Raw genomic sequence first — 22307 nt, 5'->3', positions numbered from 1 at the left:
GTGCGAAAAGCGGATCCTTCGCTTACCACCCCCACGCTGATGAAAACGCGTGGGGCCCCGTGCGCTCAGGAAGACAGGCTCCTTTCATTCGTCCGAATCAATCACGAATGGTCGGGGTTGAAGTTTGAAGCGAAGGACTGGAATTTTTGTTCGACTTCAGCACCGGCCAGAGGTTTGCCGTGGCCGGGGGCGAGGATGCGGGGCTGCAGGAGTGAGAGGCGGCGGATGGAGAGGATCGCATCGGTCCAGTTGGACGTGAAATAGGCTGGGGGGCCGTGTAGTTCGGGCGGCTGCGCGACGGCGGCGTCAAAGAAGGACTCGGGTTTGGTGGTGCAGAAGGCGTCGCCGACGAGGAGAGTCCGGTCTGATCCGCGGAAGAAGGAGATGTGTCCGGGTGTATGGCCGGGAGTGTGGATGATCTGCCAGTTGGGGAGGACTCTGGACTCTTCTTCGCTCTCGAAGAGGCGCAGACGCGCGGAGAGATCGACGGGACCACGCGGATACATCGGAGATAGCAGAGACATGAGGCCGCCGCCAGCGCCGGTGTTTGGGGGCGGGTACTCCTTTTCGCCGGTGAGGTAGGGAGCTTCGAGCTGGTGAGCGTAGATGGGGACGTTCCAGTGGTCGGCGAGTTCGCCGGCGGCGCTGACGTGATCGAAGTGGCCGTGGGTAAGGACGATGGCGATGGGCGGGGCGGAGAAATGCTTTTCGGCCCAGTTGCGGATGAGCGAGGCGGAATAAGGAACGCCGGCGTCGATGAGGGTCCAGTGATGATCGGTGTGGCGGACACCGAAGACGTTGACGAAGGCGATGCGGAGGCCTTCGATACCTTCCGCGACATGGTCGATGGGGACGGCGGCGTGCTGGGTAATTTCGGTTGAGGCCATGCGGGCTGCTCCCTCTGCTAAGTCGGCCTGTGCCGAGGTTTGTCGGGGCACAGGCGCAGTGAGTCAGATGAGGGAAGCAGGGCGGGAGAGGCTTAGGACCTGAGGCGATCAGTTGCTGGAGAGCAACTCTGCTTCGTCGACGGTGCCAGTCATCGGGAAGAGGTGATCCACCTTGGTCATTTTGAGAAGCTGGAGGACGCGGGGACCGACTCCGGCGGCGACGAATCGCACACCTCTATTCTGGCAGCGCACAAAGTGACCGACGATGAGGCCGAGGCCGCAGGAGTCAACGTAGGGAACTTCGGTGAGGTCGAAGATGTTGAGCTGAGCCGGATGATGTGGTGAGGGTTCGGTTTCAAAGAGATTCTTGAGGGCCGCGGGACTGAGTGCGGCGTACATGTCGCGGGCGGTGAAGGGGCCGGAAAAACGAAAGACAAGCGAGTTGGGAGCCTGGCCCTGGGAGCGTTGGATGTGGAAGCTGGAACCTTTCCAGATTTGAGCGGGTGCGGTTGACATCGGGTCTCCACGGTCTGGATTTTCAGAGCGGGCGCCGGTCAGAAAGGCGTTGTGCTGGACCCAGGATGCGAACCGACCGGTGTGCAGGGATTGTTACTGCTGGGCAGGGCAAAAGGCAAGTTTAAAAAAATCGCGTCACAACGCGGTACTGCTGTCACGTGTGTGACGGAGATTACTTACAACCGCCGTCTGTTGTTGTGTAGACTCTACGTAATCAATCAACAGCTCGAACGTCTCGCGCAAAACGTGATCGATGATTTTGTGCACGCACGGAGACGGTTTTTGGGTTTTTGCGGCCGCCGTAGTGAGGCGGACGGTGGAGTTGTGCCTTGCGTTCGTTGTGCGTGCTGCGTGCGGAATTGTTGTGCTGGATTGGACCTCGCCTGGGTGAACGGGCGGACGGAGCGATCGGTTCAAGCCTGATCCAGAATGAGCGGGCTCTGCGAGGGAAACGGCAGTCCTGGACAAGGGTTTTCGCGGCATCGCTCGTGCTTATCGGCCTGCTGGGATTTGCGTGCACCGCTTCGGCGGCGACCACGTACTACGTGAACAATCGAGCGGACTCGAACTGCAGCGACGCCGGGCCCCATAGTCCTGCACGGCCCTGGTGCACATTTTCGCCACTCAACAAGATCGGGACGTTCGCACCGGGCGATCGGATTCTGTTGGCGCGCGGAGGTTCGTGGAATCAGCAGCTGACGCTGAGCGGACAAGGCTCTGCAGCTGCACCCGTCACTTTGGCGGCTTATGGATCCGGACCCGATCCGAAGATTCTTCGGAATCAGGCGATCGGCGACCTCTGTGTTTTGATCACCAATGCGAGCTACTGGGACGTATCGGATCTCGAGGTCGGGCGAGCAAGCGCGGGAGTTCTGTTCCATTACACGCAGCTCGGGAATCACGGGATCAGAATCAGCCACATCTATGCGCACGACAACAAGGGCATTTGGGGCGGGTATTCGGCCGATTATCCGGTCAGCAAGAAAGTGCCGGACCCATTTGCGGCCAGTCTGAATATCAACCTGTCGTCGGGAATTCTCTTCAATATCGCTTCGGACCTGACGTTCACTGCGGCGCAGTATGTGTTGAAGGGCGTGACGGTGAGCGATGTACGCGGCGCCAACAACGTGGACAGCCTGGCGTTCGATGCAGAGAAGACGACGGTCGAAGGCCAGGATGGGCACAACGCGTTTCAGGACGTGGTGATGAGCGGCCTCGTATTCGCCAGTGACAACGGGCATGCGAGCGATACCTACCAGCGGGCGGGGCTGGGATGCAGCGATGCGCTCCGGCTGCTGGGTATGACCAATGTGACGCTGATGAACTCGGTGTTGCTGGGCGAAGCAGGCTGCCGCACGCCGACCGGGACGGCCGCGTTGATGCTGGGACGCGTGAGCAAAGTCAGAATCGTGAACAACATCTTCTTCGGTGTTCCGCACTCGGGCAGTCCCGACGAGACGGCGATTGATTTTGAGTGGGCGGAGAGCGAAGTGGACCTGCATGCGAATCTTTTCGCGGGAAATGCGGGTCCAGCCGTGGAGATTCTCAACATTCATCTCGGGGATCATACGAATGCGTTCGACTTCTGCGGGAACACGTTCGCAGACAATGCACATTCGCATCGGCCGGGCGCGGCATCGATCTGGGAGGACAACTACGGACGCGGGTACGGAACGCCGTCGGGGAAGATCCGGAACAATCTCGTTTTCGAGCAGAACGGGCCGTTTCTGGCGGGCAAGAACATCGCGCTGATCTCAAATGTGAATCAGCATCAGACCGCGGTGGGGCCCAACTATGCGGCTGAGCTTTTCTCGCCGGTGCAGGGGAAGAATCAGTGGCGGTATTTGTATCAAGCAGGTGATTCGACCTGGAGCGAGATGTCGACGTACTCGGCGACTCTGGAGCACGGGGCCTGGATGCGAAGCGAGCACCAGTATGTGAGTGCTTTCGATCTGGTTCCGGCGAGTTGTTCCGGCGAATGCACGACGGGCGGCGTTGCGCGGGCATGGGTAGCTCCGCGGGCGGGCACGATCAGTATCCGAGGCCGGGTGCTGATGGCCGGCGCTGAAGAAGGTCAGGGTGCGCTCGCGAAGATCAGCGTCGCCTCTGCGCACAGCGTTGCGCAGATCTGGCCTGCAGTGCCGGGCAGACAATCGATCACGTCGAAGGATGAAGCGGGTTTCAGCACGGATGTTGATTCAATCCATGTAGAGCCGGGCGACGAAGTCCGCTTCGAAGTTCACGGCGATGGTGAAGGTGGACACAGCGCGGTGAGTTGGACCCCGTCGGTTGGATATGTGGACCAGGGCGGGGTGTCTATGGCTTCCAGAGGCCGTTGAGTTACGGGCTCGTTTAACGCCTATCTCGCCAAAATTGGAGGACCCTTCGACAGGCTCAGGGCGGGCCGTGGGGCACCCGATTCAGTCGACGCGGAGGGCTTCAGTGGGGCTGATTCCGGCGGCGCGGCGTGCCGGCAGATAGCTTGCGATTGAGGCTGCTGCGCACAGGATCAGGGGCACGGCAAGATACGTGAGCGGATCGTGGGGGCTGATTCCGAAAAGCAGCGACCTCATGGCCTGCGTGAGGACGCCTGCCGCAATGACTCCGATCGCAATACCAGCGACCGTCAGAGCAAGTGCGGAACGAACGAACATCCATTTGAGTTTGGATCTTTGTGCGCCGAGCGCGAGCCGAATGCCGATTTCGCGTGTGCGCTGCGCGACGGCGTAGGCGATGACACCGTAGATGCCGATGATGCCGAGCAGGAGCGCCATGACGCCGGCGATGGCCAGCATGGTGAGCGTGAAGGATGTGCGCGCCATGGATTTGGAGTAGATTTCCTGCATGGTTTCGACCGAAGCGACGGGCAGATTGCCGTTGACCGACCACACCGCTTGCTGGACCTGATTGATGAGGTTTTGGGTTCCCGCACGGTCGGTGCGAATGGCGTAGCGGACGGAGCGGACGGCGTCGGGCGCAGGCGTGGGAAGATACGGCGTGTTGAGGTATACGGGCCAGTAGATGATGGCGGGTGAGTTTTCGTCAGCGCCGTGCTGATGAACGTCGCGCACGACGCCGATGATTTCGCTCCACGGATTCTTCTCGAACTGGCGGATATGCTTACCCACAGCAGCCTGTGCGGAGCCCCAGTTTTCGCGTGCGAAATTTTCGGAGACGATCACCTTGTTGCGTATTGCGTAGATGTCGTTCCACGTGTAGTCGCGACCGGCAAGGATGCGACTGCCGATTGCGTTGAAGTATCCGGGTGCAACGTAGTTGAACATCTGGAGGGGAGGTTCCTGCCGCTGATAGCTCTTACCCTCAACGAAGATCAGGTCCCAATTGGGGTCGAAGGACTCGAGCGGCAGTGCGCTCGCGTATGAAACGGAGGAGACGCCGGGAATTGACGCGATCTTATCAGCGATTTCATTGTGACTCCGCGCGGCGAGAAGGGGATCTTTGACGAGCGACTCTGGGATCGAGATACGGAAAGTTTGCAGATGATCCGGGATGAACCCAGGATCGACGTGACTGAGAGCGGCGAACGTGCGGATCATGAGCACGGCGCTGACGAGCAGAACGAGAGCCATGGCGACCTGGGCGATGACAAGGATGTCGCGGGAACGCTGGCGGTCGCGACCGAGGCTGGAGGTACGGGAAGCACCGGCGGTGGTGAGGGATGCGCGCGAGCGAGAGTATTTCCATGCGGGAATGGAGCCGAAGAGCAGGCCTGCGATGAGCGAGAGCAGGAAGGTGAAGCAGAGCGAGCGCCAATCGAGCGCGATCTCAGTGGCGCGAGGCATATTGGCTGGGCCGATCGCCAGTAGAAGCCGGAGCGCGGAGTATGCGATGGCGATTCCGAGAACGCCGCCGAGGAGACCGAGAAGGAGGCTTTCCAAGAGAAGCTCGCGCGCGATGCGTGCGCGTCCCGCTCCCAGGGCGGCGCGGATGGAGAGCTCCTGCTGGCGTGATTCGGCGCGAACCAGCAGCAGGTTCGCCACATTGGTGCACGCAATGAGCATGACCATGCCTACAGTCGCCATGACGACCCAGAGAACACTTGAGACGTTACCGATGACGAGCTGCTTGAGGGACCGGAAAGCGGGTGTGATGCGCCACTTTTCGTAGTAGTGCGGATTGGTGCTGGGGCCGTTTGACCATGAGTCCATCCAGACGCCGAGAAGACGGCTGACGTCGGCGTCGGCCTGCTGCAGCGTGACGCCGGGTTTAAGACGCGCGATGCCGTCGTAGCCGAACGGAGCCATCCCGAGCTTTTGGGTATCGAAGGCGAGCGGTAGCAGCAGATCGACGTCGCGGTCGACCATGCGAAAGCCGCGCGGCATGACTCCGACGATTTCGCGCGCCTGGGAGTCGACCTGAATGGTGCGACCGATGACAGAAGGGTCACTACCGAAGCGACGCCGCCAGTAGCCGTAGCCCAGGATGGCGGTTTTGCCGCCGTGGGGATCCTGATCGGCAGCGGAGAACCAGCGGCCGAGAACAGGCGGAACGTCCAGGGTTTCGAGGATTCCGCCGGAAATGAGTGCGGTGGGAACTTCTTCGGGCTGGGCGAGGCCGGTGATGTTGGAGTTGCTCCACGTCCAGATGCCCATCGACTGGAAGCTCTGGTTGTGACGGGAAAACGTGAAGTACATCGAGGGCGATAGCTGCAGGCCGCTAGAGAAGTTGGCCAGGCCGCCTGCGCCTGGAGCATTGAGCCAAAGTGAGACGAGTTGGTTCGAGGCGGGGTAGGGAAGGGGCTTGAGAAGGACGGCGTCGATGACGCTAAAGACAGCGGTGTTGGCGCCGATGCCGATTGCGAGAGTGAGCAGGACGGTGAGCGCGAAGCCGGGTGACTTGCGGAGGCGGCGGAGCGTAAATCTGAGATCGGCGACGACGGATTCGAGTGCTGGCCATTGCCATTGTTCGCGGCTGCGCTGCTGGAGAAGGGCGACGTTGCCGAATTCGCGCCGGGCGGTTTGTTCGGCCTGGCTGCGAGGCATGCCTTCTGCTTCAAGCTCGTCAGCGCGCTCCTGGATGTGCTCTTCGATGGAGATGTCAATGTCGGTGTAGCGGCGGGTGCGACCGAAGAGGCGGCGAAGCGGGTTCATCGTGATCTCCAAGACTGCGTATAGGCCGGGAATGTTGAAGGGGAATCCGCGCTGGATCAGGCCTCGTTGAAGGCGAGGACGCGTGTGATGCCATCGAACATCTTGCCGAAGCTGGAGAGTTCTTTCTCGAGATGGCGGATGCCGGCATTGGTGACGCGGTAGATGCGCGTGGGACGGCCCTTGGCAGAGACGCCTTCTTTCGATTCGAGCAGGCCTTCGCGAAGCATGCGCTGAAGGGCGGGGTAGAGCGAGCCTTCTTCGACCTGTAGGAGGTCGTTCGAGACTTGCTTGATGTGTTTGACCAGCGCATAGCCGTGCATCGGCTTGTGTCGGAGGGACTGGAGGATCATGATTTCGAGTGCGCCGGGAAAGAGGTCGCGGGTGTCGGTGCTTCGAGCCATGGATGGAGGGTAGCGCTGGATAACTATTTTGTAAATAGGTATGTGACCGACAGTCATCAGTGATCAGTTATCAGTGGTCAGTGATCAGATAGCAGGGAGCAGAGGACACTGGATTAGATTTGGTGGCCGGCAAGACGGATCAGCTGGGGCGTTCGAGGAAGCCGCGGCCGGCAAGGATAAGGGGTATGCAGCGCTCGGCTCGGGTGGCTCGTGTGGCGGGCTGTTTGGCGGAGGAGATGTGAAAGCAGTAGGACTTTCTGCGGCCGGGAGTGAGGGCTTCGAATGCAGCTCGCAGTGCAGGATTCTTGTCGAGCAGGGTTTGCAGTTCGTCGGGGACGGGAAATTCGGAAGGCTTTTTGAGCTTTACTTTTTTGCCGGATTCTTCGAGTTCAATGGCTTCGTAGAGGTAGGCCGTCAGGGTTGATTCGAGAGCGGCGATTTCTTTGACCGAGGTGAACTTGATCCAGCGGCCGGCCTGGGTGTGTTCGCCGACCTTCTGAAGGATGTGCTTGGGGTCCTTGAGGAGCGCGCCTTTGAAGAAGGAGAAGGCGCAGGACTCTTTGAGCGGGATGATGATGGCGACGTTCTTCTTCTGGAAGGTGAAGCAGGATTTGCTCCACTTGATTTCTTCGGTGAGGTCGCAGTCGAGTGCGATCTTGCGGAGCTTGTCGGTTTCTTTCTGCCATTTCTTCGCGTAGGGGACTTGCATGGGTTCAGCTTAACGCGCTGACGGCAGGGGTGCGAGGGCTAGTGGCCGATTCAAGGATTGAAAAGCAACTGCGGGTTCCTCCGCTGCGGCCGCCTGCGGCGACCTCCTGGTCGGAATGGCACTCATTGTTGTTGGTCGGACAATTCGTATGCCGCGCTCGATTGGCGTTTTGCGCTGTGCGCTGAAGGTTCGATTCATTTACTTGCTGGTGGATTTTTGGGCGGCGATCCAGTGGGTGACGCGTTCGTCGAGGACGTCGAGCGGGAGGGCGCCGGAATCGATGACCTGATCGTGAAAGGCGCGGATGTCGAACTTTGCGCCGAGTTCCTTTTTGGCCTGGTCGCGGAGCTTGAGGATTTCGAGCTGGCCGATTTTGTAAGCGAGAGCCTGGCCGGGCCAGGCGATGTAGCGATCGACCTCGGCCTGCATGCTGGTTTCGTCGATGGTGGAGTGGTTGTGGAAGAAGTCGACCATCTGCTGGCGTGTCCAGTGCTGTGAGTGAACGCCGGTGTCGACGACGAGGCGGATGGCGCGCCAGATATCAGCCTGGAGACGGCCGTAGTCGGAGTAGGGATCTTTGTAGAGGCCTATGTCTTTGCCGAGGCGCTCGGAGTAGAGGCCCCAGCCTTCAGCGAATGCGGAGTAGCCGCCAAACTTGCGGAAATCGGGGACGCCCTGGAGTTCGCGGGAGATGGAGATTTGGAGGTGATGGCCGGGGAGGCCTTCGTGATAGGCGATGGCTTCGACTTGGTAGAGATCGCGGTCAGTGGGGTTGTAGGTGTCGATGAAGAGGCGGCCGGGGCGGGAGCCATCCGGTGTGCCCGCCTGGTAGTAGGCGGGGGCGGAGGTCTTCTCGAGGTAGTCGGGAACGGGTACGACTTCGAATGGGGATTTCGGGAGGTGGCCGAAGAGCTCGGGAAGTTTCGCCTGCATGGGGCCGAGATAGCCGCGGTAGGTTTCGAGAAGCTGGTCGCGCGAGGTGGCTTTGAGCTTGGGGTTGGTCTTGAGGCTGGCGCGGAAGGATTTGAGGTCCTGGAAGCCGAGCTTCTGCGCGATCGCCAGCATCTCGGCTTCGTCTCTCTTCACTTCATCGAGGCCGATCTGGTGGATCTGGTCGGCGGTGAGGTTGGTGGTGGTGCTCTCTTTGATCCGGAACTTGTAGTAGGCGGCGCCGTCGGGCAGGGATGAGATGCCGGGCTCAGCGCGACCTGCGGGTATGTAGGAGACCTCGAGGAAGCGGGCGAAGCGCTGATAGGCGGGGAGGACCTGTTTCGAGATGGCGGCGAGCATTTCGGTCTTGATCCGGGTTTGCTCAGCGGCGGAGATGGAGTCAGGGAACTTCTTGAGTGGGAGGGCCAGGGGGGAGTCCTCGGCATTTTGATTGGCGAGCTGCTTGACCTGGTCGAGGGTCTTTTCGAGGAGGAACTTCGGTGGGACGCGCTTGTCGTCGATGCCGAGCGACATGTTGGCGGTGACCTGGTCGAAGGCGTGGGGCAGGGCGCGAAGGCGTGCGATCCAGTCGTCGTAATCCTTGGCGGTAGTGAAGCTGAGCTGGGCGACGAGCTGAGGGTACTCGGCGTAGATGCCGCCCATCTGGTTGACGGGCATCTCCCAGGCTTTGAATTCGGCGCCTTCTTGCTCTTCGGTGAGGTCGTGGATGAGGAGATCACGGCTAACCTGGTCCTGGTCGGGGAGGCCGGCGGGGTCAATGGCTGCGAGCTTGAGAAGCATCTCCTGCTCGACGGCCAGCCAGTCGTTGATGGCTTTGACTGAGTAGTCGGAGAGCTGGTCGTTGTAGCGCTTGTCGCCCAGGGTGGAGGCGAATTCGGGGTTGCGCTTGAGGGTTTGCTCCCAGTAGTCGTGGAAGATGGCGTGGAGCGCTTTGGCGCGGTCTTCGGCTGAGGTGGGGGCGGTGGCGGAACCGGGCTGGGTGGATACGGGAAGGGAGGTGGAGAGGAGGGCCGCGGCGGCCAGCAGAAGTGCGGATTTCTTCAAGGGGGTACGTCCTTCGCGGGGAGTGCTCATCGGCTTGAGTTTAGAGCACGGGGGAGGAGGACGGTCCAGCGTCAGGCGGAGAAGGAGAGGCGTTTCTCGAGGAGGCGGTAGAGGGTGGAGCGGCTGATGCCGAGCTGGCGGGCGGTTCTGAGCTTGTTTCCGTGGTTCAGGTCGAGGACGCGGCGGATGTGCTGATGCATGACGGCATCGAGGTTGAGCAGTTCGAGGCTATGAATGGAAGAGGCTTTTGGTGCGATGCGGATGGGGAGGGATAGATCTTCGGCGCGGATGATGCCGCCGGAGGACTCAATGACGGCGGACTCGAGAGTGCTAAAGAGTTCGCGGAGATTGCCTGGCCAGGGGTGTTCGAGGAGGCGGGCGATGGCGCCTGAAGTGAGGACGACGGGTTGGATGCGGTAGCGCGCAGCGATGCGGAGCAGGAGACGGTTGGCAAGCGGAACGAGATCTTCGCGGCGTTCACGAAGGGGAGGAACGCAGAGACGGATGGAGGTGAGGCGCAGAGCGAGATCGGTGAGGAACTGCGAATTGCGTGCGAGCTCGCGCAGCGGCGACTCAGAGGAAGCGAGGACAACGAGCGCCGTGGACTGACGGAAGTCGAGATCTTTAAGAACGCGCAGGAGCAGAGCCTGGGCGGGACCGGAGAGGAGATCGACGCGATCGAGAAAGATGAAGCCGGCCAGAGACTGCGGATCGATCTGGGAGAGCAGCCAGTTGCGCGCGTCGCAGCGGGAAAAGCCCCACGGCTCGATCTCGGAGTGACGGCCTCTGTAGATTCGGTAGAGGTGACGCGCCAAGGTGTGCTTGCCGGATCCAGGTTCGCCCTCAATGGTGCAGATGCGGAGGTGGGGAGCGACGATGTTGGCCTGATGAAGCAGCTTGCTCATCGAGGGGCTTGCGGCGATAAAGGTACTTTCAGAATGATCTTCGTCGATGGCGTTCAAGGCTTCCGGCGCGGCGAGGTCCAGGGTAGGCATGGTTGTGCCTCATTGTGCGGGCTTGCGTCTGCCCACGCTCTGTTCATCGGCAGAGACTGCCGAAGAATGAAGACGATCGTTTCAAGCAAGGACGGCGGGGGTTCTGGGATAGGGGCCAACTGGCTCCTGCTCGTGCGACATCGTATACTTGAAGCATGTCGGTAGTTCGCAACATTGCGGCGATCGCGAAAGGCATGAGCATCACGTTTGGCGAGATGCTGCAGCCTACTCAGGTGGAGAACTACCCTGACGGCCCGGGGCCGATGCGCGGAGCGAAGTTTGAAGAGCGCTTCCGCGGGGCTCACGTTCTGCAAAGGGACGAGAACGGGCTGGAGAAGTGCGTGGCGTGCTTCCTGTGCGCGGCGGCTTGCCCGGCGAACTGCATCTATATCGAAGCTGCGGAGAACACCGAAGAGGTTCGGATTTCGTCGTCGGAGCGGTACGCTAAGGTGTACAACATCGACTACAACCGGTGTATTTTCTGCGGGTACTGTGTCGAGGCTTGCCCGACCGATGCGATTACGCATGGACACGGGTTCGAACTGGCTACGCTGAACGCGACGAACCTGGTGATGCGCAAGGAAGACATGCTGCTGCCGGTCAGCGCGATTGCGCCGGCAAGGTAGCTGATCTCAGGCTTCGTCTCCCCAATCTTTCTTCTTCATCGCTTTGAACGCGGCGGGGTCGCGTTTGGGGATCTGAACGAATTCGGCGTGGCCGTCGAGGCGGCAGAGCTTTGCGGTGATGCCGGCTTTGGTGATTTGCGGCTGGGCGAGGATGCGGGCGTTGGCGGCTGGAGTGAAGAGGCTGTCGCGGACGGCTATGAGGTAGGAGAACTTTTCGTCTTCCCAGGGGACGTCGGCAGATTTAAGCAGCATGTGATCACGCGAGCGCTGAACGCGCTGAGCGAAGTGGCACCAATCGGGTGCAACGAGGGGACAGGGCTGGTGATGGGGGCAGGGGGCGAGGATCTTTGCGCCTTGTTCGATGAGTAGATTGCGAGCGAGCAGAATGCGTTCGTAGCCGGCGGGGGTGCCGGGTTCGATGATGGCGAGTGCACCGGCGCAACTGGTCCAGGCAGAGGTAAGGAGGGCGCGGATGTCGGGTGCGGCCATTTCGGCGAGGGTGTAGCTGAGCAGGATGAGGTCGGCGGAGTGAGGCAGTGGAGTGGGCAGGCTGGTCTGGACCACGCGGGCTTCACGAAGCGGGCCGGACATGGCCGAGGCGGAGAGTTTGCGGCCGAGGTCAAGCAGGAGAGCGTTCGAGTCGAGTTGGGTTATCGAGGAGATGGCTGGCCACGCGTCGGCCGCTGCCCAGCTTGCGGTTCCAGGTCCTGCGCCGAGGTCTAGGATGGTGACGGGACTGAGGGCGGGGAGCCGCTCCGGGAACCGGGCGAGGACGTTGCGGACGGCTGCGTACGTCGCGGGCATGCGGGCGACTGCGTAGGCGAGGGCGTCGAGATCGTCGCGGAGAGCGTGAGCGGAGCCGCCTCCGTTGCGATAGTGCGCGGAGATGCGGGCAGCGCGTTCGCTGAGGAGGTTGCGGGAGACTCCTTCTAGCTGCCGGGCGATGGCGTTGCGCAGTTCTGGCGGTAATTGCATGGCCTGGATCAGTTTATCGGCTTCGACGAATCAGTTCGGGTCGGGGCTGAAGCGGTCTGGCGAAGGAATGTCGCCGTTCGATGCGGCCCTGGCAGGAATCGGACGCATGGCCCTTAGAATCGAAACAGATATGACGACAGCGCGGCAACATCCCCTGGTCGAGATCCTGAAGACACGCATTGCCATTATTGATGGCGCAATGGGCACGACTATCCGTACGTACGGCATGACCGAGGCCGATATTCGAGGCGAGCGGTTCAAAGATTCGAAGAAGGACCTGCTGAATAACGGAGATCTGTTCTCGCTGACGCAGCCGAAGATGATCGGCGATATACATCGGCGGTTTCTCGAAGCGGGTGCGGACATTCTGGAGACGAATACGTTTGGGGCGACAACAATCGCGCAGAGCGAGTTCTTTGTGGATGACCCGCGGGAGCATGGGGGACGGAAGGATCCGGCGTTTTACCAGAAGGTGATCGAGGATCCGTTCCTGAAGAAGCTGGCGTGGGAGATCAATGAGACGTCTGCACGGCAGTGCCGGGAGTGGGCGGACAAGGTCGGCAAGGAGACGGGGAGACCGCGGTTTGTTGCGGGTGCGATTGGGCCGCTGACGGTGTCGCTGTCGAATTCGCCGGATGCGAACGATCCGGGATTCCGCTCGGTGACGTTCGACCAGGTGAAGACGGCTTACGCGGAGCAGGCGCGCGCGCTGATTGCGGGCGGAGTGGACTTTCTGCTGGTGGAGACGATCTTCGACTCGCTGAATGCGAAGGCTGCGCTGGTGGCGATCCGCGAGGTTTTCGATGAGGATGGCGTGGAGCTGCCGGTGATGATTTCGGCGGCGGTGGGACGCGGGGGAGAGACGCTGATTTCCGCGCAAACGACCGAGGCGTTCTGGAATGCGGTGGAGCATGTGAAGCCGCTTTCGGTGGGGCTGAATTGCTCGCTGGGGCCGGATCTGATGTATCCGTTTCTGGAGGAGCTGTCGGGGAAGGCAAATGTGGCGATCTCGTGCTATCCGAATGCGGGGTTGCCGAATCCTTTGTCGCCGACGGGATTCAACTTCGGGCCGGAGGACATGGCGAAGTATCTCAGTGATTTTGCAAAGGCGGGGCTGATCAACATCGCGGGCGGGTGCTGCGGGAACACTCCGGAGCATATTGCGGCGATTGCGAAGGCGTTGGAAGGGCTGCCGCCGAGAGCATTGAACGCAGCGGAGCCCGTTGAGGTGAGCCGATGAGGCCGTTGCGTCTTTCAGGTTCGCAGCCCTTCCGGCAGCAACAGGGCGTCTTCATCATGATCGGCGAGCGGACCAATGTTGCGGGTTCGCCGAAGTTTGCGCGATTGATCAAGGACGGTAAGTACGAAGAGGCGGTCAGCGTTGCCAGGCAGCAGGTGGAGAACGGGGCAAATGTCCTGGACATCTGCATGGACGAGGGAATGATTGACGGCGTTGCGGCGATGACGCGCTTTCTGCAACTGCTGGCGAGCGAGCCGGAAGTAGCGAAGGTTCCATTCATGGTGGATTCGTCGAACTGGGCTGTGCTGGAGGCGGGGCTGAAGTGTTTGCAGGGCAAGGGCATTGTGAACTCGATCTCGCTGAAGGAGGGGGAAAAGGCTTTCTGCGAGCGGGCGGCGACGGTTCTGAAATATGGCGCAGCCGCGGTGGTGATGGCGTTCGATGAGAAGGGGCAGGCTGCGGATTTTGAAGACAAGATCCGGGTGTGCGAGCGGGCTTATCGGATCCTCGTGGATAAGGTCGGATTTCCGGCAGAGGACATCATCTTCGATCCGAACATCCTGACGGTCGCGACGGGGATGGAGGAACACAACAACTATGCTGTGGACTTCATCCGCGCGACGAAGTGGATCAAGGAGAACTTGCCGGATGCGAAGGTGAGCGGCGGCGTTTCGAATATTTCGTTCAGCTTCAGAGGGAACAATCGCGTGCGAGAGGCGATGCACGCGGCGTTTCTGTATCACGCGATCCATGCCGGGCTGGATATGGGCATTGTGAATGCGGGAATGCTGGAGGTGTACGAGGAGATCGAGCCGAAGCTGAAGGAGTTGGTTGAAGATGTTCTGCTGAACCGGCGAGCGGATGCAACGGAGCGGCTGGTTGAGTTTGGCGAGACGCTGAAGGGCGAAAGCGCTGTCGTCGCGGAGAAGAAGGAAGAGGAGTGGCGGCACGGTTCGGTTGAGGATCGGCTGACGCACGCGCTGGTGAAGGGAATCGACAACTTCATCGAACTCGACACGGAGGAGGCGCGGGCGAAGCTGGGCAGGCCGCTGGCGGTGATTGAAGGTCCGCTGATGGCGGGGATGAGCGTGGTGGGTGACCTGTTTGGTGCGGGGAAGATGTTTCTGCCGCAGGTGGTGAAGTCGGCACGCGTGATGAAGAAGGCCGTTGCGTATCTGACGCCGTTTATGGAGGCCGAGAAGGCGGCACTGGCGGCGGCGGGGCATGAGGTGAAGGCGCAGGGGAAGATCGTGCTGGCCACGGTGAAGGGCGATGTGCACGATATCGGGAAGAACATCGTGGGGGTTGTGCTGGCCTGCAACAACTACGAAGTAATCGATATGGGCGTGATGGTTCCGGCGGAGAAGATTCTGGAGCGCGCGAAGGAAGTAAAGGCCGACATCATCGGGCTGAGCGGGCTGATTACGCCGTCTCTTGAGGAGATGGTGCATGTGGCGCGGGAGATGGAGCGCCAGCAGTTCAAGCTGCCGCTGCTGATCGGGGGAGCGACAACGAGCCGCGCGCACACGGCGGTGAAGATTGCGCCGCACTACAGCGAGCCGGTGGTGCATATCGTGGATGCGAGCCGGGCGGTGCCGGTGACCACGAGTTTGCTGAGCGATGAGAACAGGGCGGAGTTTGTTGCGCAGCATCGGGCCGAGTACGATGCAGTGCGGAAGATGCATGCTGCGCCGCAGGTGAAGACGATTTCGCTGGCAGAGGCACGGAAAAGACGGACTCCGATCGAGTGGAAGGCCGAGGATGTTGCGAAGCCGGAGTTTACTGGTGTGCGCGTGCTGGATGATTTTCCGCTGGCCACGCTGCGGGAGTTTATCGACTGGACGCCGTTTTTCCATACGTGGGAGCTAAAGGGGGTTTATCCGCGGATTCTGGACGATGAGCGGCAGGGTGCGCAAGCAAGGCAGATCTTCAACGAGGCGAATGCGCTGCTCGATCGGATTGTCAGTGAGAAGCTGCTGAGGGCTCGGGCGGTGTATGGGCTTTTTCCGGCGCAGGCAGTGGGCGACGATATTGAGCTGTTCGGAGATGCGGCGAGGACGGAGTCGCTTGGGACGCTGCACTTTTTGCGGCAGCAGGCGAATCGTGAAGGCAGCGAGCCGTGCAGATCGCTGGCAGACTTCGTTGCTCCGCGGGAGATTGGGCTAGGCGATTACGTTGGGGCTTTTGCGGTCACGGCGGGGACCGGTCTGAAGGAGCTGGCGGATAGCTTCAGAGCGAAGCATGACGACTACAACGCGATCATGGCGGAAGCGCTGGCCGATCGGCTCGCGGAGGCATTTGCAGAGTGCCTGCATAAGCGTGTGCGCGACGAGTGGGGATATGGGCGGGCCGAAAACCTCAGCCCGGATGAGCTGATCCACGAGAAATATCGCGGGATTCGGCCAGCGCCCGGGTATCCGGCGTGTCCCGATCATACGGAGAAGGGAACGATCTGGCGGCTGCTGGATGTCGAGGCGAGTACGGGCATCAAGCTGACGGAATCATTTGCGATGTGGCCGGGGTCGAGCGTGAGCGGGTTGTACTTTGCGCATCCGGAGTCGCGGTATTTCACGCTGGGGAAGATCGATCGCGAGCAGGTTGCGGACTACGCTGAACGCAAGGGGATGAGCGTGGCCGAAGTGGAGCGGTGGCTGGCGCCGAATTTGAATTACGATTCGGGGCGGTGAGTCGCGTTCCCGCCCTAGCAAAGCTAGGACGGGGCACCCAGTTGTACGCTCTCGGGTTTCCGCTAGCAAAGCCAGGATGGGCACCCACTGTGAGATTTTTGTGGGAAGTGTCTCGTCTCCCATGTCTCCAAAATCGGGAGACATGGGGCACCCGCCTTTCTTAGTTGCCAAGAATGTTCCCCAGTCCCCAAATGCGAGGGACCGGGACACCCCGAGCTTGACGCGACGTATGTCCGTGAGGGGATGTGGTGGGAGTCACATCCTGCTGCGGTCTGCTTGATTGACCCTGTCTGACGTCAGATGTTCTGATGTTGAGCGGTAGTCTCCTGCGTGTGCCGTTCGTCAGAGGAGAGTTCGCGTGCGGATGAGGGTTGAAATGTTTGGGTCTTTATTGCTGATGGTTGCGTTGATGTGTGGTTGCGGCGGTGGGGGTAAGACAAGTTCGAACGGCACTGACACCCCACCTCCCGCTCAGAACGCTGCAACGCCGACGATGACGACGGCTGCAGCGCAGAACGGCGCGACGATTGTGAGTCTGGCGGACAGCACGAGCGGGGTAACGATCTACTACACGCTGGATGGTTCGACACCGACAAGCACGTCGATGCAGTACTTCGCTCCGTTTCTGGTTTCGTCGAATCTGACGGTGAAGGCGATTGCGGCGGCACCGGGATATCAGAACAGCACAGTGCTCTCGAAGGATTTTGCCCCGAACATCGCGTCGGGAACGCTGGTATGGAGCGACGAGTTTGCGAACGCGGGGGGCGCGAATGCGCTGCCAGACGCGAAGACGTGGACGTATGACACGGGATATCGCTGCTGCGGGAACAATGAGCTGGAGACGTATTGTGCAGCGGGTTCGGCGACGGCGCCTTGCGATCCAGCGAATCCGAATGCGTATATCGACACGACGGGAGTCCTGCACATCGTTGGGCGCAACACTTCTGGGACGACGTACTCCTCCGCGCGGTTGAAGACGCAGGGAGTGTTCAGCTTTATGTATGGGCGCATCGAGGCGCGAATGAAGCTGCCGGAGAGCCAGGGCATGTGGCCGGCGTTCTGGCTGCTGGGGAACAACATCACGACGGTGAGCTGGCCGGCGTGCGGCGAACTGGATGTGATGGAGCACATCGACGGCAGCAATCCGCCGTTCTATGCGGGAGCGCAGCCGCCGGGATATGACTGGATTGCGGGGTCGGTGCATGGCGGGACGACGAGCGCGCATCTGGATGGGACGCAGAAGTACAATCCGCAGGGGTTTTCGGCGGCGGCATGGCATACGTACGGGATGAGCTGGACGAAGGGGCAGGTGCAGTTCTACGTGGATGATCCGGCAAACGTGTATGCGACCTATACGCCTGCGACATTTGGGAACCCGTGGCCGTTTGATGCGGGCCCGCAGTTCATCATTCTGAACCTGGCGATTGGCGGGGACTGGCCGGGAAGTCCGGATGCGACGACGGTGTTTCCGGGCGACATGCAGGTCGACTATGTGAGGATTTACAAGAACTGATTGCAGTTGAACGGATGTTCGCAAGGCCCGCCAGGTGGATGAATGGCGGGCCTTTTTGCGTTATGAACGTGTCAGAATTCCAGGCAGCTTTTTGAAGGCAGGACCGGGCAAATGGGATGGTATGCTTTCGCGTACCATGACACCCCGAAAATTTTCTGCTCTCTATCTGCTTGCAGGTCTCGCGGTCAGTGCTTACAGCCAGAATTCCGATGGGCGAGTTCGCGTGACTTCGCCGGATGGGAACGTGGTTTTCATCCTGGCGGACGCAAAGACGCCGAACGAGGCAGAGCCGAAGAAGAACGGCCTCCGGTACGCAGTCGACTTCCACGCGAAGTGGCTATTGGATGAGAGCAACCTGGGGCTCAAGCTTCAAGGATCCGCGGCCATGGGGCCTCAGATGCACAAGGTCGATGTGCACACGGGCCAGCACGACGAGACGTATCGGATTCCGGTGGGCAAGACGAGCGAGGTGCGGGATCATTACAACTCGGCTGTAGTGGATCTGGCAGATGATGCCGGCCGGAAGATGTCGGTTGAGGTGCGGGCGTACGACGATGGCGTTGCGTTCCGGTATCTGCTGCCGGAGCAGGCAGGCGAGAAGACGGTGCGGATCGAGAAGGAGCTGACGGAGTTCAATTATCCCAAGGATGCGACGCTGTACCCGCTGATCGTGGATGGATTTCAGTCTTCGTATGAGGACGAGTATCAGCAGAGGCAGGTGAACGGGATTCATCGCGAGTGGCTGATGGCTCTGCCGTTGTTGAGCGAGGTTCCGGGCGCGGGCTGGGTGGCAGTGACTGAGGCGGATATCGAGAATTATCCCGGCATGTATCTGCGCAAGGGAGATGAGAGGAACGGGCTTCGGGCGGAGTTGTCGCCGCAGGTGGATGCACAGGGAAAACCGGGCAATGGCATCGCGGTGGAAACGGGTCCACCGGTAACCACTCCATGGCGAGTGCTGATGATCGGCGAGGAGCCGGGGCGGCTGGTCGAGTCGAACATCGTGCTGAATCTGAATCCGCCGTCGAAGATTGCGGACACTTCGTGGATCAAGGCGGGGAAGTCGGCGTGGGACTGGTGGTCGGGAGAGGCGGCTCCGAGCGTCAGCTTCAAAACGGGGATGAATACCGCAACGATGAAGCACTTCATCGACTTTGCGTCGGCGTCGGGTTTCCCATACATGCTGATCGATGCGGGATGGGCGTTGGCGAACCGGAAGAACGCACAGGATTACGCGGCGGTGGCGGACATCACGAAGATCGATCCGCAAATCGACATGCCGGAGTTGCTGCGGTATGCGAAGGAAAAGAATGTACGGATCTGGCTGTGGTCGCACTGGACGTCGGTGGACAAATACGTGGAGCAGGCGTTTCCGCTGTTTGAAAAGTGGGGCGTTGCGGGCGTGAAGATCGACTTCATGAATCGCGACGATCAGTGGATGACGGCCTGGTATCGGCATGTTGCGGAGCTTGCAGCGCAGCATCATCTGATGATCGATTTTCATGGGGCGTTCAAGCCGGACGGACTGCGGCGTACGTATCCGAATGTGGTGACGCGTGAAGGGGTGATGGGAAAGGAGTATCTGAAGTGGAGCGCGCGCGTGACGCCGACGCACAATACGACGCTGCCGTTCACGCGCATGCTGGCGGGGCCGCTCGATTACACGCCGGGCGCATTCGGGAATGCCACGCGGGCGGAGTTTGTGGCGAGGGATAAGGAGCCGATGGCGCCGAATACGCGGGCGCATGAGCTGGCGCTGTACGTTGTGCTGGAGAGCCCGCTGATGATGGTTTCCGATTATCCGGAGCACTATGCGGGGCAGCACGATTTCGAATTTATCAAGCAGGTGCCGGTGACGTGGGATGAGATTCGCGTCATCGCAGGACGGCCGATGGAGAACATCACGGTAGCGCGCCGGAGCGGGAAGGACTGGTACGTCGGGTCGATTACAAACTGGGACGCGCGGACAGTGAAGGTGCCATTGAGCTTCCTGGGAGAAGGGAAGTACACGGCGGAGATTTACGCGGATGCAGCGGATGCGGACAAGGTGGCGACGCACACGGAGTTCACAAAGCAGGAGGTCGACCGCGATACGGCGCTTGAGGTGAAGATGGCGCCGGGGGGAGGGAGTGCGGTTTGGATACACCCTGAAAGCAGGGACTAGAAACGAAGGAACAGCGAACAGGGAAGGACTCATGGAGGAGTCCTTCCCTTGTTTTTGTGGCAATTATCGGATTAGTCGCCGCGGCAGGCAAGCCAGGTGATGAAGGCGCCGGTGAGCATTCCTGCGGCGAAGATGACGCCGGCGGATTCGACCGGTTTGCGGCGCATCATGCGCTTGCCATCGTCGATCATGTCTTCGGTGGTCCGGCGGCCTTGCTCGTATGCCTTTACCGCGGACTTGAACCCATCTTCGACTGCCTGGGTGACGTTGTTGGAGATTCGGGAAACTTCGCGAAGGACTTCGTCGACGGAGGGGACCTTCTCCAGAATTTCTGTGGCCATGACGTGTCTTCTCCTTGATAGATATTGTGAGCCTTTCGGCAAGGCTTTTGGGGCTATTTATATAAGGGCGCAAACGGGCGCTTACTGGGTGAGATGTGCTCTGGATGAGAGTTGTTGTACTGAACGTGCAGGAAACGGGTTAAACGGCGCAGTTCCAGATTGAAGTTGATCCATTCAAATGGGTTTAGGTGCAATTCGCTGTAATGTAACTTGCACGGTGGACAGCCCTGTGATAAAAACAAGTCATTCATGTTTGCCCCCAAAGGGCAAGCCTGGATTTCATGCAGAGTGGCTGAGGGACGGGCCCTGTGACGCCACGACAACCTGCCTGGGCAAACCAGGAGTATGGTGTCAACTCTCGCTCGCCAAATAGAGGCGGGGAACATGAGATTCGGGGTCGTCAAGCAGTCAAAGCTTGGCGGCTTCTAGGGTTTATCGAATCACATCAGGTTCGCTCAGTCCGCTGAGCCGGTCACGTGCCCGCAGTTCCGTAGTCGCTCGCGAAGCGAGGGATCTTGACTACTGCGTATTGGTTGCGATGTCGGGAATGCGGCAAGACCTACGGTCATCAGCCGCTTTCGATCTGCGATGAGTGCTTTTCCCCGCTCGAGGTGGCCTACGATCTCGAGTACGCAAAGACGCGATTCACGCGCGAAACGATCTCCCAGGGACCGCTGAATATGTGGCGCTACCAGGCGCTGCTGCCGGTGAAAGATGGCTACGTTCCGCAGACCCCTTCGGGGCTGACTCCGCTGGTGAAGGCTCCGCGGCTTGGCGCGCAGTTTGGTGCGAAGAACCTGTACATCAAGAACGATGCTGTCTGCATGCCGACGCTGAGCTTCAAAGATCGCGTGGTTGCGGTGGCGCTGGCGAATGCGCAGGACTTCGGGTTCGACACGGTCGGGTGCTCCTCGACGGGGAATCTGGCGAATGCTGTGGCGGCGCATGCGGCGCGGTTGGGACTGAAGACGTACATCCTGGTCCCGTCAGACCTTGAGCCTGCCAAAATCCTCAACACGCAGGTGTATGGCGCGACACTGGTGCGCGTGGATGGGAATTACGATCATGTGAATCGGCTGTCGTCGCAGATTGCGGAGCGCTACAACTGGGGATTCGTGAATGTGAATCTGCGGCCTTATTACGCGGAGGGTTCGAAGACGGTTGGGTTTGAAATCGCGGAACAGCTTGGCTGGCGCTTGCCGGATAACGTTGTGGTTCCAATGGCGGGCGGGTCGCTGATTACGAAGATTCGCAAAGCGTTTAATGAGCTGATTGAGCTTGGGCTGGTGGAAGAGAAGCCGGTGAAGTTCTTCGGTGCGCAGGCGACGGGATGCTCGCCGATTGCGAAGGCAGTGAAGAACGACACGGACGTGATCGAGCCACAGCGGCCGAACACGATTGCGCGGTCACTGGCGATTGGAAACCCGGCGGACGGAATCTATGCGTCGCGCGTGATTCGCGGGACGGGAGGATGGGCTGAAGATGTTTCCGATGTGGAAATTGTTTCGGCTATTCAGGAACTGGCGGAGACCGAGGGTATCTTTACGGAGACTGCGGGCGGCGTTACCACTGCAGTAACGGCTCGACTCTATGCGCATGGGCGCATCCAGCCGGACGAGCTGACGGTTACGTGCATCACGGGCAATGGGCTGAAGACGACCGACTGCCTGAGCGGTGCATACGACCAGAGCAAGGCGATTCGTCCGCGGCTTACGGATTTCGAGTCGTTCGTGGAAGAACGCAATCCAGCAAGCCAGGGATTGAGCCTGGCGGGGGAAAGCTATGGCGGTTAAGGTTCTGTTGCCGAACGCATTTCAGAAGCACACCAATAACGTGAAAGAGATTTCGAGCACGGCGGCGAATCTGCCGGAACTTGTGACGGACATCGAGGGTAGGTTTCCGGCGCTTCGTCAGCACCTGCGCGGCGAAGACGGGCAGATCCGGCGGTTCATCAACTTCTATGTGAACGAAGAAGACATTCGGTTCCTGGGAAACGAGAAGTACGCGTTCCAGGAAGGGGATGAGGTGCTGGTGATTCCGTCGATCGCGGGTGGGTGTTGCTGAGTTTGGGGTATTGGCATGAGGATGCGCGGCCTTGATGCCGCGCATTTTTTTCGAAGCTGTGACTGATCATCACCCTCGATGTG

The 22307-nt window shown here is 60.2% G+C and carries 17 protein-coding genes and 1 riboswitch; of the genes, 8 read left to right on the top strand and 9 right to left on the bottom strand.

All coding sequences use genetic code 11. The annotated features are described in order from the left end of the window. Positions 1-101: 101 nt before the first annotated feature. Together DHV10_RS23045 and DHV10_RS23040 are read right to left on the bottom strand one after the other, a co-directional pair. Positions 102-887 (bottom strand): MBL fold metallo-hydrolase, encoded by a 786-nt coding sequence (locus tag DHV10_RS23045; RefSeq protein WP_109488779.1) that lies wholly within the window; start codon positions 885-887, stop codon positions 102-104. Between the two features lie 108 nt (positions 888-995). Next, on the bottom strand, positions 996-1403 hold the full coding sequence (locus DHV10_RS23040; RefSeq protein WP_109488778.1) for an STAS domain-containing protein: 408 nt from the start codon (positions 1401-1403) through the stop codon (positions 996-998). A 329-nt stretch (positions 1404-1732) separates the two neighbouring features. On the opposite strand from DHV10_RS23040, the gene DHV10_RS23035 reads away from it, so the two are divergent. Further along, on the top strand, positions 1733-3742 hold the full coding sequence (locus DHV10_RS23035) for a cupredoxin domain-containing protein (RefSeq protein WP_162601815.1): 2010 nt from the start codon (positions 1733-1735) through the stop codon (positions 3740-3742). Between the two features lie 81 nt (positions 3743-3823). Here DHV10_RS23035 and DHV10_RS23030 read toward each other — a convergent pair whose 3' ends face one another. The 5 genes from DHV10_RS23030 to DHV10_RS23010 form a co-directional block, all read right to left on the bottom strand. Continuing rightward, positions 3824-6514, bottom strand: coding sequence for an ABC transporter permease (locus tag DHV10_RS23030; RefSeq protein WP_109488776.1), 2691 nt, complete (start codon positions 6512-6514; stop codon positions 3824-3826). 56 nt (positions 6515-6570) lie between these two features. Then, the gene (locus DHV10_RS23025; RefSeq protein WP_109488775.1) at positions 6571-6915 is read right to left on the bottom strand and encodes a PadR family transcriptional regulator; all 345 of its coding nucleotides are present in this window, start codon (positions 6913-6915) and stop codon (positions 6571-6573) included. 139 nt (positions 6916-7054) lie between these two features. Further along, complete coding sequence (locus DHV10_RS23020) at positions 7055-7624, bottom strand: YdeI/OmpD-associated family protein (protein WP_109488774.1); 570 nt, start codon at positions 7622-7624, stop codon at positions 7055-7057. 198 nt (positions 7625-7822) lie between these two features. Continuing rightward, the gene (locus tag DHV10_RS23015; RefSeq protein ID WP_239461995.1) at positions 7823-9619 is read right to left on the bottom strand and encodes a DUF885 domain-containing protein; all 1797 of its coding nucleotides are present in this window, start codon (positions 9617-9619) and stop codon (positions 7823-7825) included. 71 nt (positions 9620-9690) lie between these two features. Next, complete coding sequence (locus tag DHV10_RS23010) at positions 9691-10614, bottom strand: sigma-54-dependent transcriptional regulator (RefSeq protein ID WP_109488772.1); 924 nt, start codon at positions 10612-10614, stop codon at positions 9691-9693. A gap of 155 nt (positions 10615-10769) precedes the next feature. On the opposite strand from DHV10_RS23010, the gene nuoI reads away from it, so the two are divergent. Next, the gene (gene nuoI / locus DHV10_RS23005) at positions 10770-11240 is read left to right on the top strand and encodes an NADH-quinone oxidoreductase subunit NuoI (RefSeq protein ID WP_109488771.1); all 471 of its coding nucleotides are present in this window, start codon (positions 10770-10772) and stop codon (positions 11238-11240) included. Between the two features lie 6 nt (positions 11241-11246). Here nuoI and DHV10_RS23000 read toward each other — a convergent pair whose 3' ends face one another. Beyond that, the gene (locus DHV10_RS23000) at positions 11247-12215 is read right to left on the bottom strand and encodes a small ribosomal subunit Rsm22 family protein (RefSeq protein WP_204101509.1); all 969 of its coding nucleotides are present in this window, start codon (positions 12213-12215) and stop codon (positions 11247-11249) included. A 130-nt stretch (positions 12216-12345) separates the two neighbouring features. On the opposite strand from DHV10_RS23000, the gene DHV10_RS22995 reads away from it, so the two are divergent. From DHV10_RS22995 to DHV10_RS22980, 4 genes are all read left to right on the top strand, one after another. After that, a complete protein-coding gene (locus DHV10_RS22995; protein WP_109488899.1) occupies positions 12346-13455 on the top strand; it encodes a homocysteine S-methyltransferase family protein in 1110 nt (369 codons plus the stop codon). Further along, entirely contained in the window at positions 13452-16142 is a 2691-nt protein-coding gene (gene metH / locus DHV10_RS22990) for a methionine synthase (protein ID WP_109488769.1), read from the top strand. Before DHV10_RS22995 ends, metH begins: the two co-directional genes overlap by 4 nt. A gap of 364 nt (positions 16143-16506) precedes the next feature. Next, entirely contained in the window at positions 16507-17655 is a 1149-nt protein-coding gene (locus tag DHV10_RS22985) for a family 16 glycosylhydrolase (protein ID WP_109488768.1), read from the top strand. 121 nt (positions 17656-17776) lie between these two features. Beyond that, positions 17777-19819: a glycoside hydrolase family 97 protein gene (locus DHV10_RS22980; protein ID WP_109488767.1), complete on the top strand. Its 2043-nt coding sequence runs from the start codon at positions 17777-17779 to the stop codon at positions 19817-19819. 71 nt (positions 19820-19890) lie between these two features. Here the strand turns inward: DHV10_RS22980 and DHV10_RS22975 are convergent, their stop codons facing one another. Further along, positions 19891-20160, bottom strand: coding sequence for a hypothetical protein (locus tag DHV10_RS22975; protein ID WP_109488766.1), 270 nt, complete (start codon positions 20158-20160; stop codon positions 19891-19893). Between the two features lie 276 nt (positions 20161-20436). Continuing rightward, a riboswitch (SAM riboswitch) is annotated at positions 20437-20551 on the top strand. 124 nt (positions 20552-20675) lie between these two features. Between DHV10_RS22975 and thrC the strand changes: the two genes are divergently transcribed. Together thrC and DHV10_RS22965 are read left to right on the top strand one after the other, a co-directional pair. After that, on the top strand, positions 20676-21953 hold the full coding sequence (gene thrC / locus DHV10_RS22970) for a threonine synthase (RefSeq protein WP_109488765.1): 1278 nt from the start codon (positions 20676-20678) through the stop codon (positions 21951-21953). After that, positions 21943-22224, top strand: a complete 282-nt coding sequence (locus DHV10_RS22965; RefSeq protein ID WP_109488764.1) for a MoaD/ThiS family protein — start codon at positions 21943-21945, stop codon at positions 22222-22224. Before thrC ends, DHV10_RS22965 begins: the two co-directional genes overlap by 11 nt. Positions 22225-22307 lie beyond the last annotated feature (83 nt).

Source organism: Occallatibacter savannae, assembly GCF_003131205.1.
GTDB classification, from domain to species: Bacteria; Acidobacteriota; Terriglobia; order Terriglobales; family Acidobacteriaceae; genus Telmatobacter; species Telmatobacter savannae.
Note: the sequence above shows the minus strand (reverse complement) of the source record. Positions and strands in the feature narration are given on the sequence as shown.

What these genes read in the sequence shown, in the direction of transcription:
- DHV10_RS23010 (WP_109488772.1), bottom strand. Translation starts at nt 10,614, where the DNA reads ATGCCTACCCTGGACCTCGCCGCGCCGGAAGCCTTGAACGCCATCGAC.
- DHV10_RS23045 (WP_109488779.1), bottom strand. Translation starts at nt 887, where the DNA reads ATGGCCTCAACCGAAATTACCCAGCACGCCGCCGTCCCCATCGACCAT.
- DHV10_RS23030 (WP_109488776.1), bottom strand. Translation starts at nt 6,514, where the DNA reads ATGAACCCGCTTCGCCGCCTCTTCGGTCGCACCCGCCGCTACACCGAC.
- DHV10_RS22985 (WP_109488768.1), top strand. Translation starts at nt 16,507, where the DNA reads ATGAGGGTTGAAATGTTTGGGTCTTTATTGCTGATGGTTGCGTTGATG.
- DHV10_RS23020 (WP_109488774.1), bottom strand. Translation starts at nt 7,624, where the DNA reads ATGCAAGTCCCCTACGCGAAGAAATGGCAGAAAGAAACCGACAAGCTC.
- DHV10_RS23040 (WP_109488778.1), bottom strand. Translation starts at nt 1,403, where the DNA reads ATGTCAACCGCACCCGCTCAAATCTGGAAAGGTTCCAGCTTCCACATC.
- DHV10_RS22965 (WP_109488764.1), top strand. Translation starts at nt 21,943, where the DNA reads ATGGCGGTTAAGGTTCTGTTGCCGAACGCATTTCAGAAGCACACCAAT.
- nuoI (WP_109488771.1), top strand. Translation starts at nt 10,770, where the DNA reads ATGTCGGTAGTTCGCAACATTGCGGCGATCGCGAAAGGCATGAGCATC.
- DHV10_RS23025 (WP_109488775.1), bottom strand. Translation starts at nt 6,915, where the DNA reads ATGGCTCGAAGCACCGACACCCGCGACCTCTTTCCCGGCGCACTCGAA.
- DHV10_RS22995 (WP_109488899.1), top strand. Translation starts at nt 12,346, where the DNA reads ATGACGACAGCGCGGCAACATCCCCTGGTCGAGATCCTGAAGACACGC.
- DHV10_RS22980 (WP_109488767.1), top strand. Translation starts at nt 17,777, where the DNA reads ATGCTTTCGCGTACCATGACACCCCGAAAATTTTCTGCTCTCTATCTG.
- DHV10_RS22975 (WP_109488766.1), bottom strand. Translation starts at nt 20,160, where the DNA reads ATGGCCACAGAAATTCTGGAGAAGGTCCCCTCCGTCGACGAAGTCCTT.
- DHV10_RS23000 (WP_204101509.1), bottom strand. Translation starts at nt 12,215, where the DNA reads ATGCAATTACCGCCAGAACTGCGCAACGCCATCGCCCGGCAGCTAGAA.
- metH (WP_109488769.1), top strand. Translation starts at nt 13,452, where the DNA reads ATGAGGCCGTTGCGTCTTTCAGGTTCGCAGCCCTTCCGGCAGCAACAG.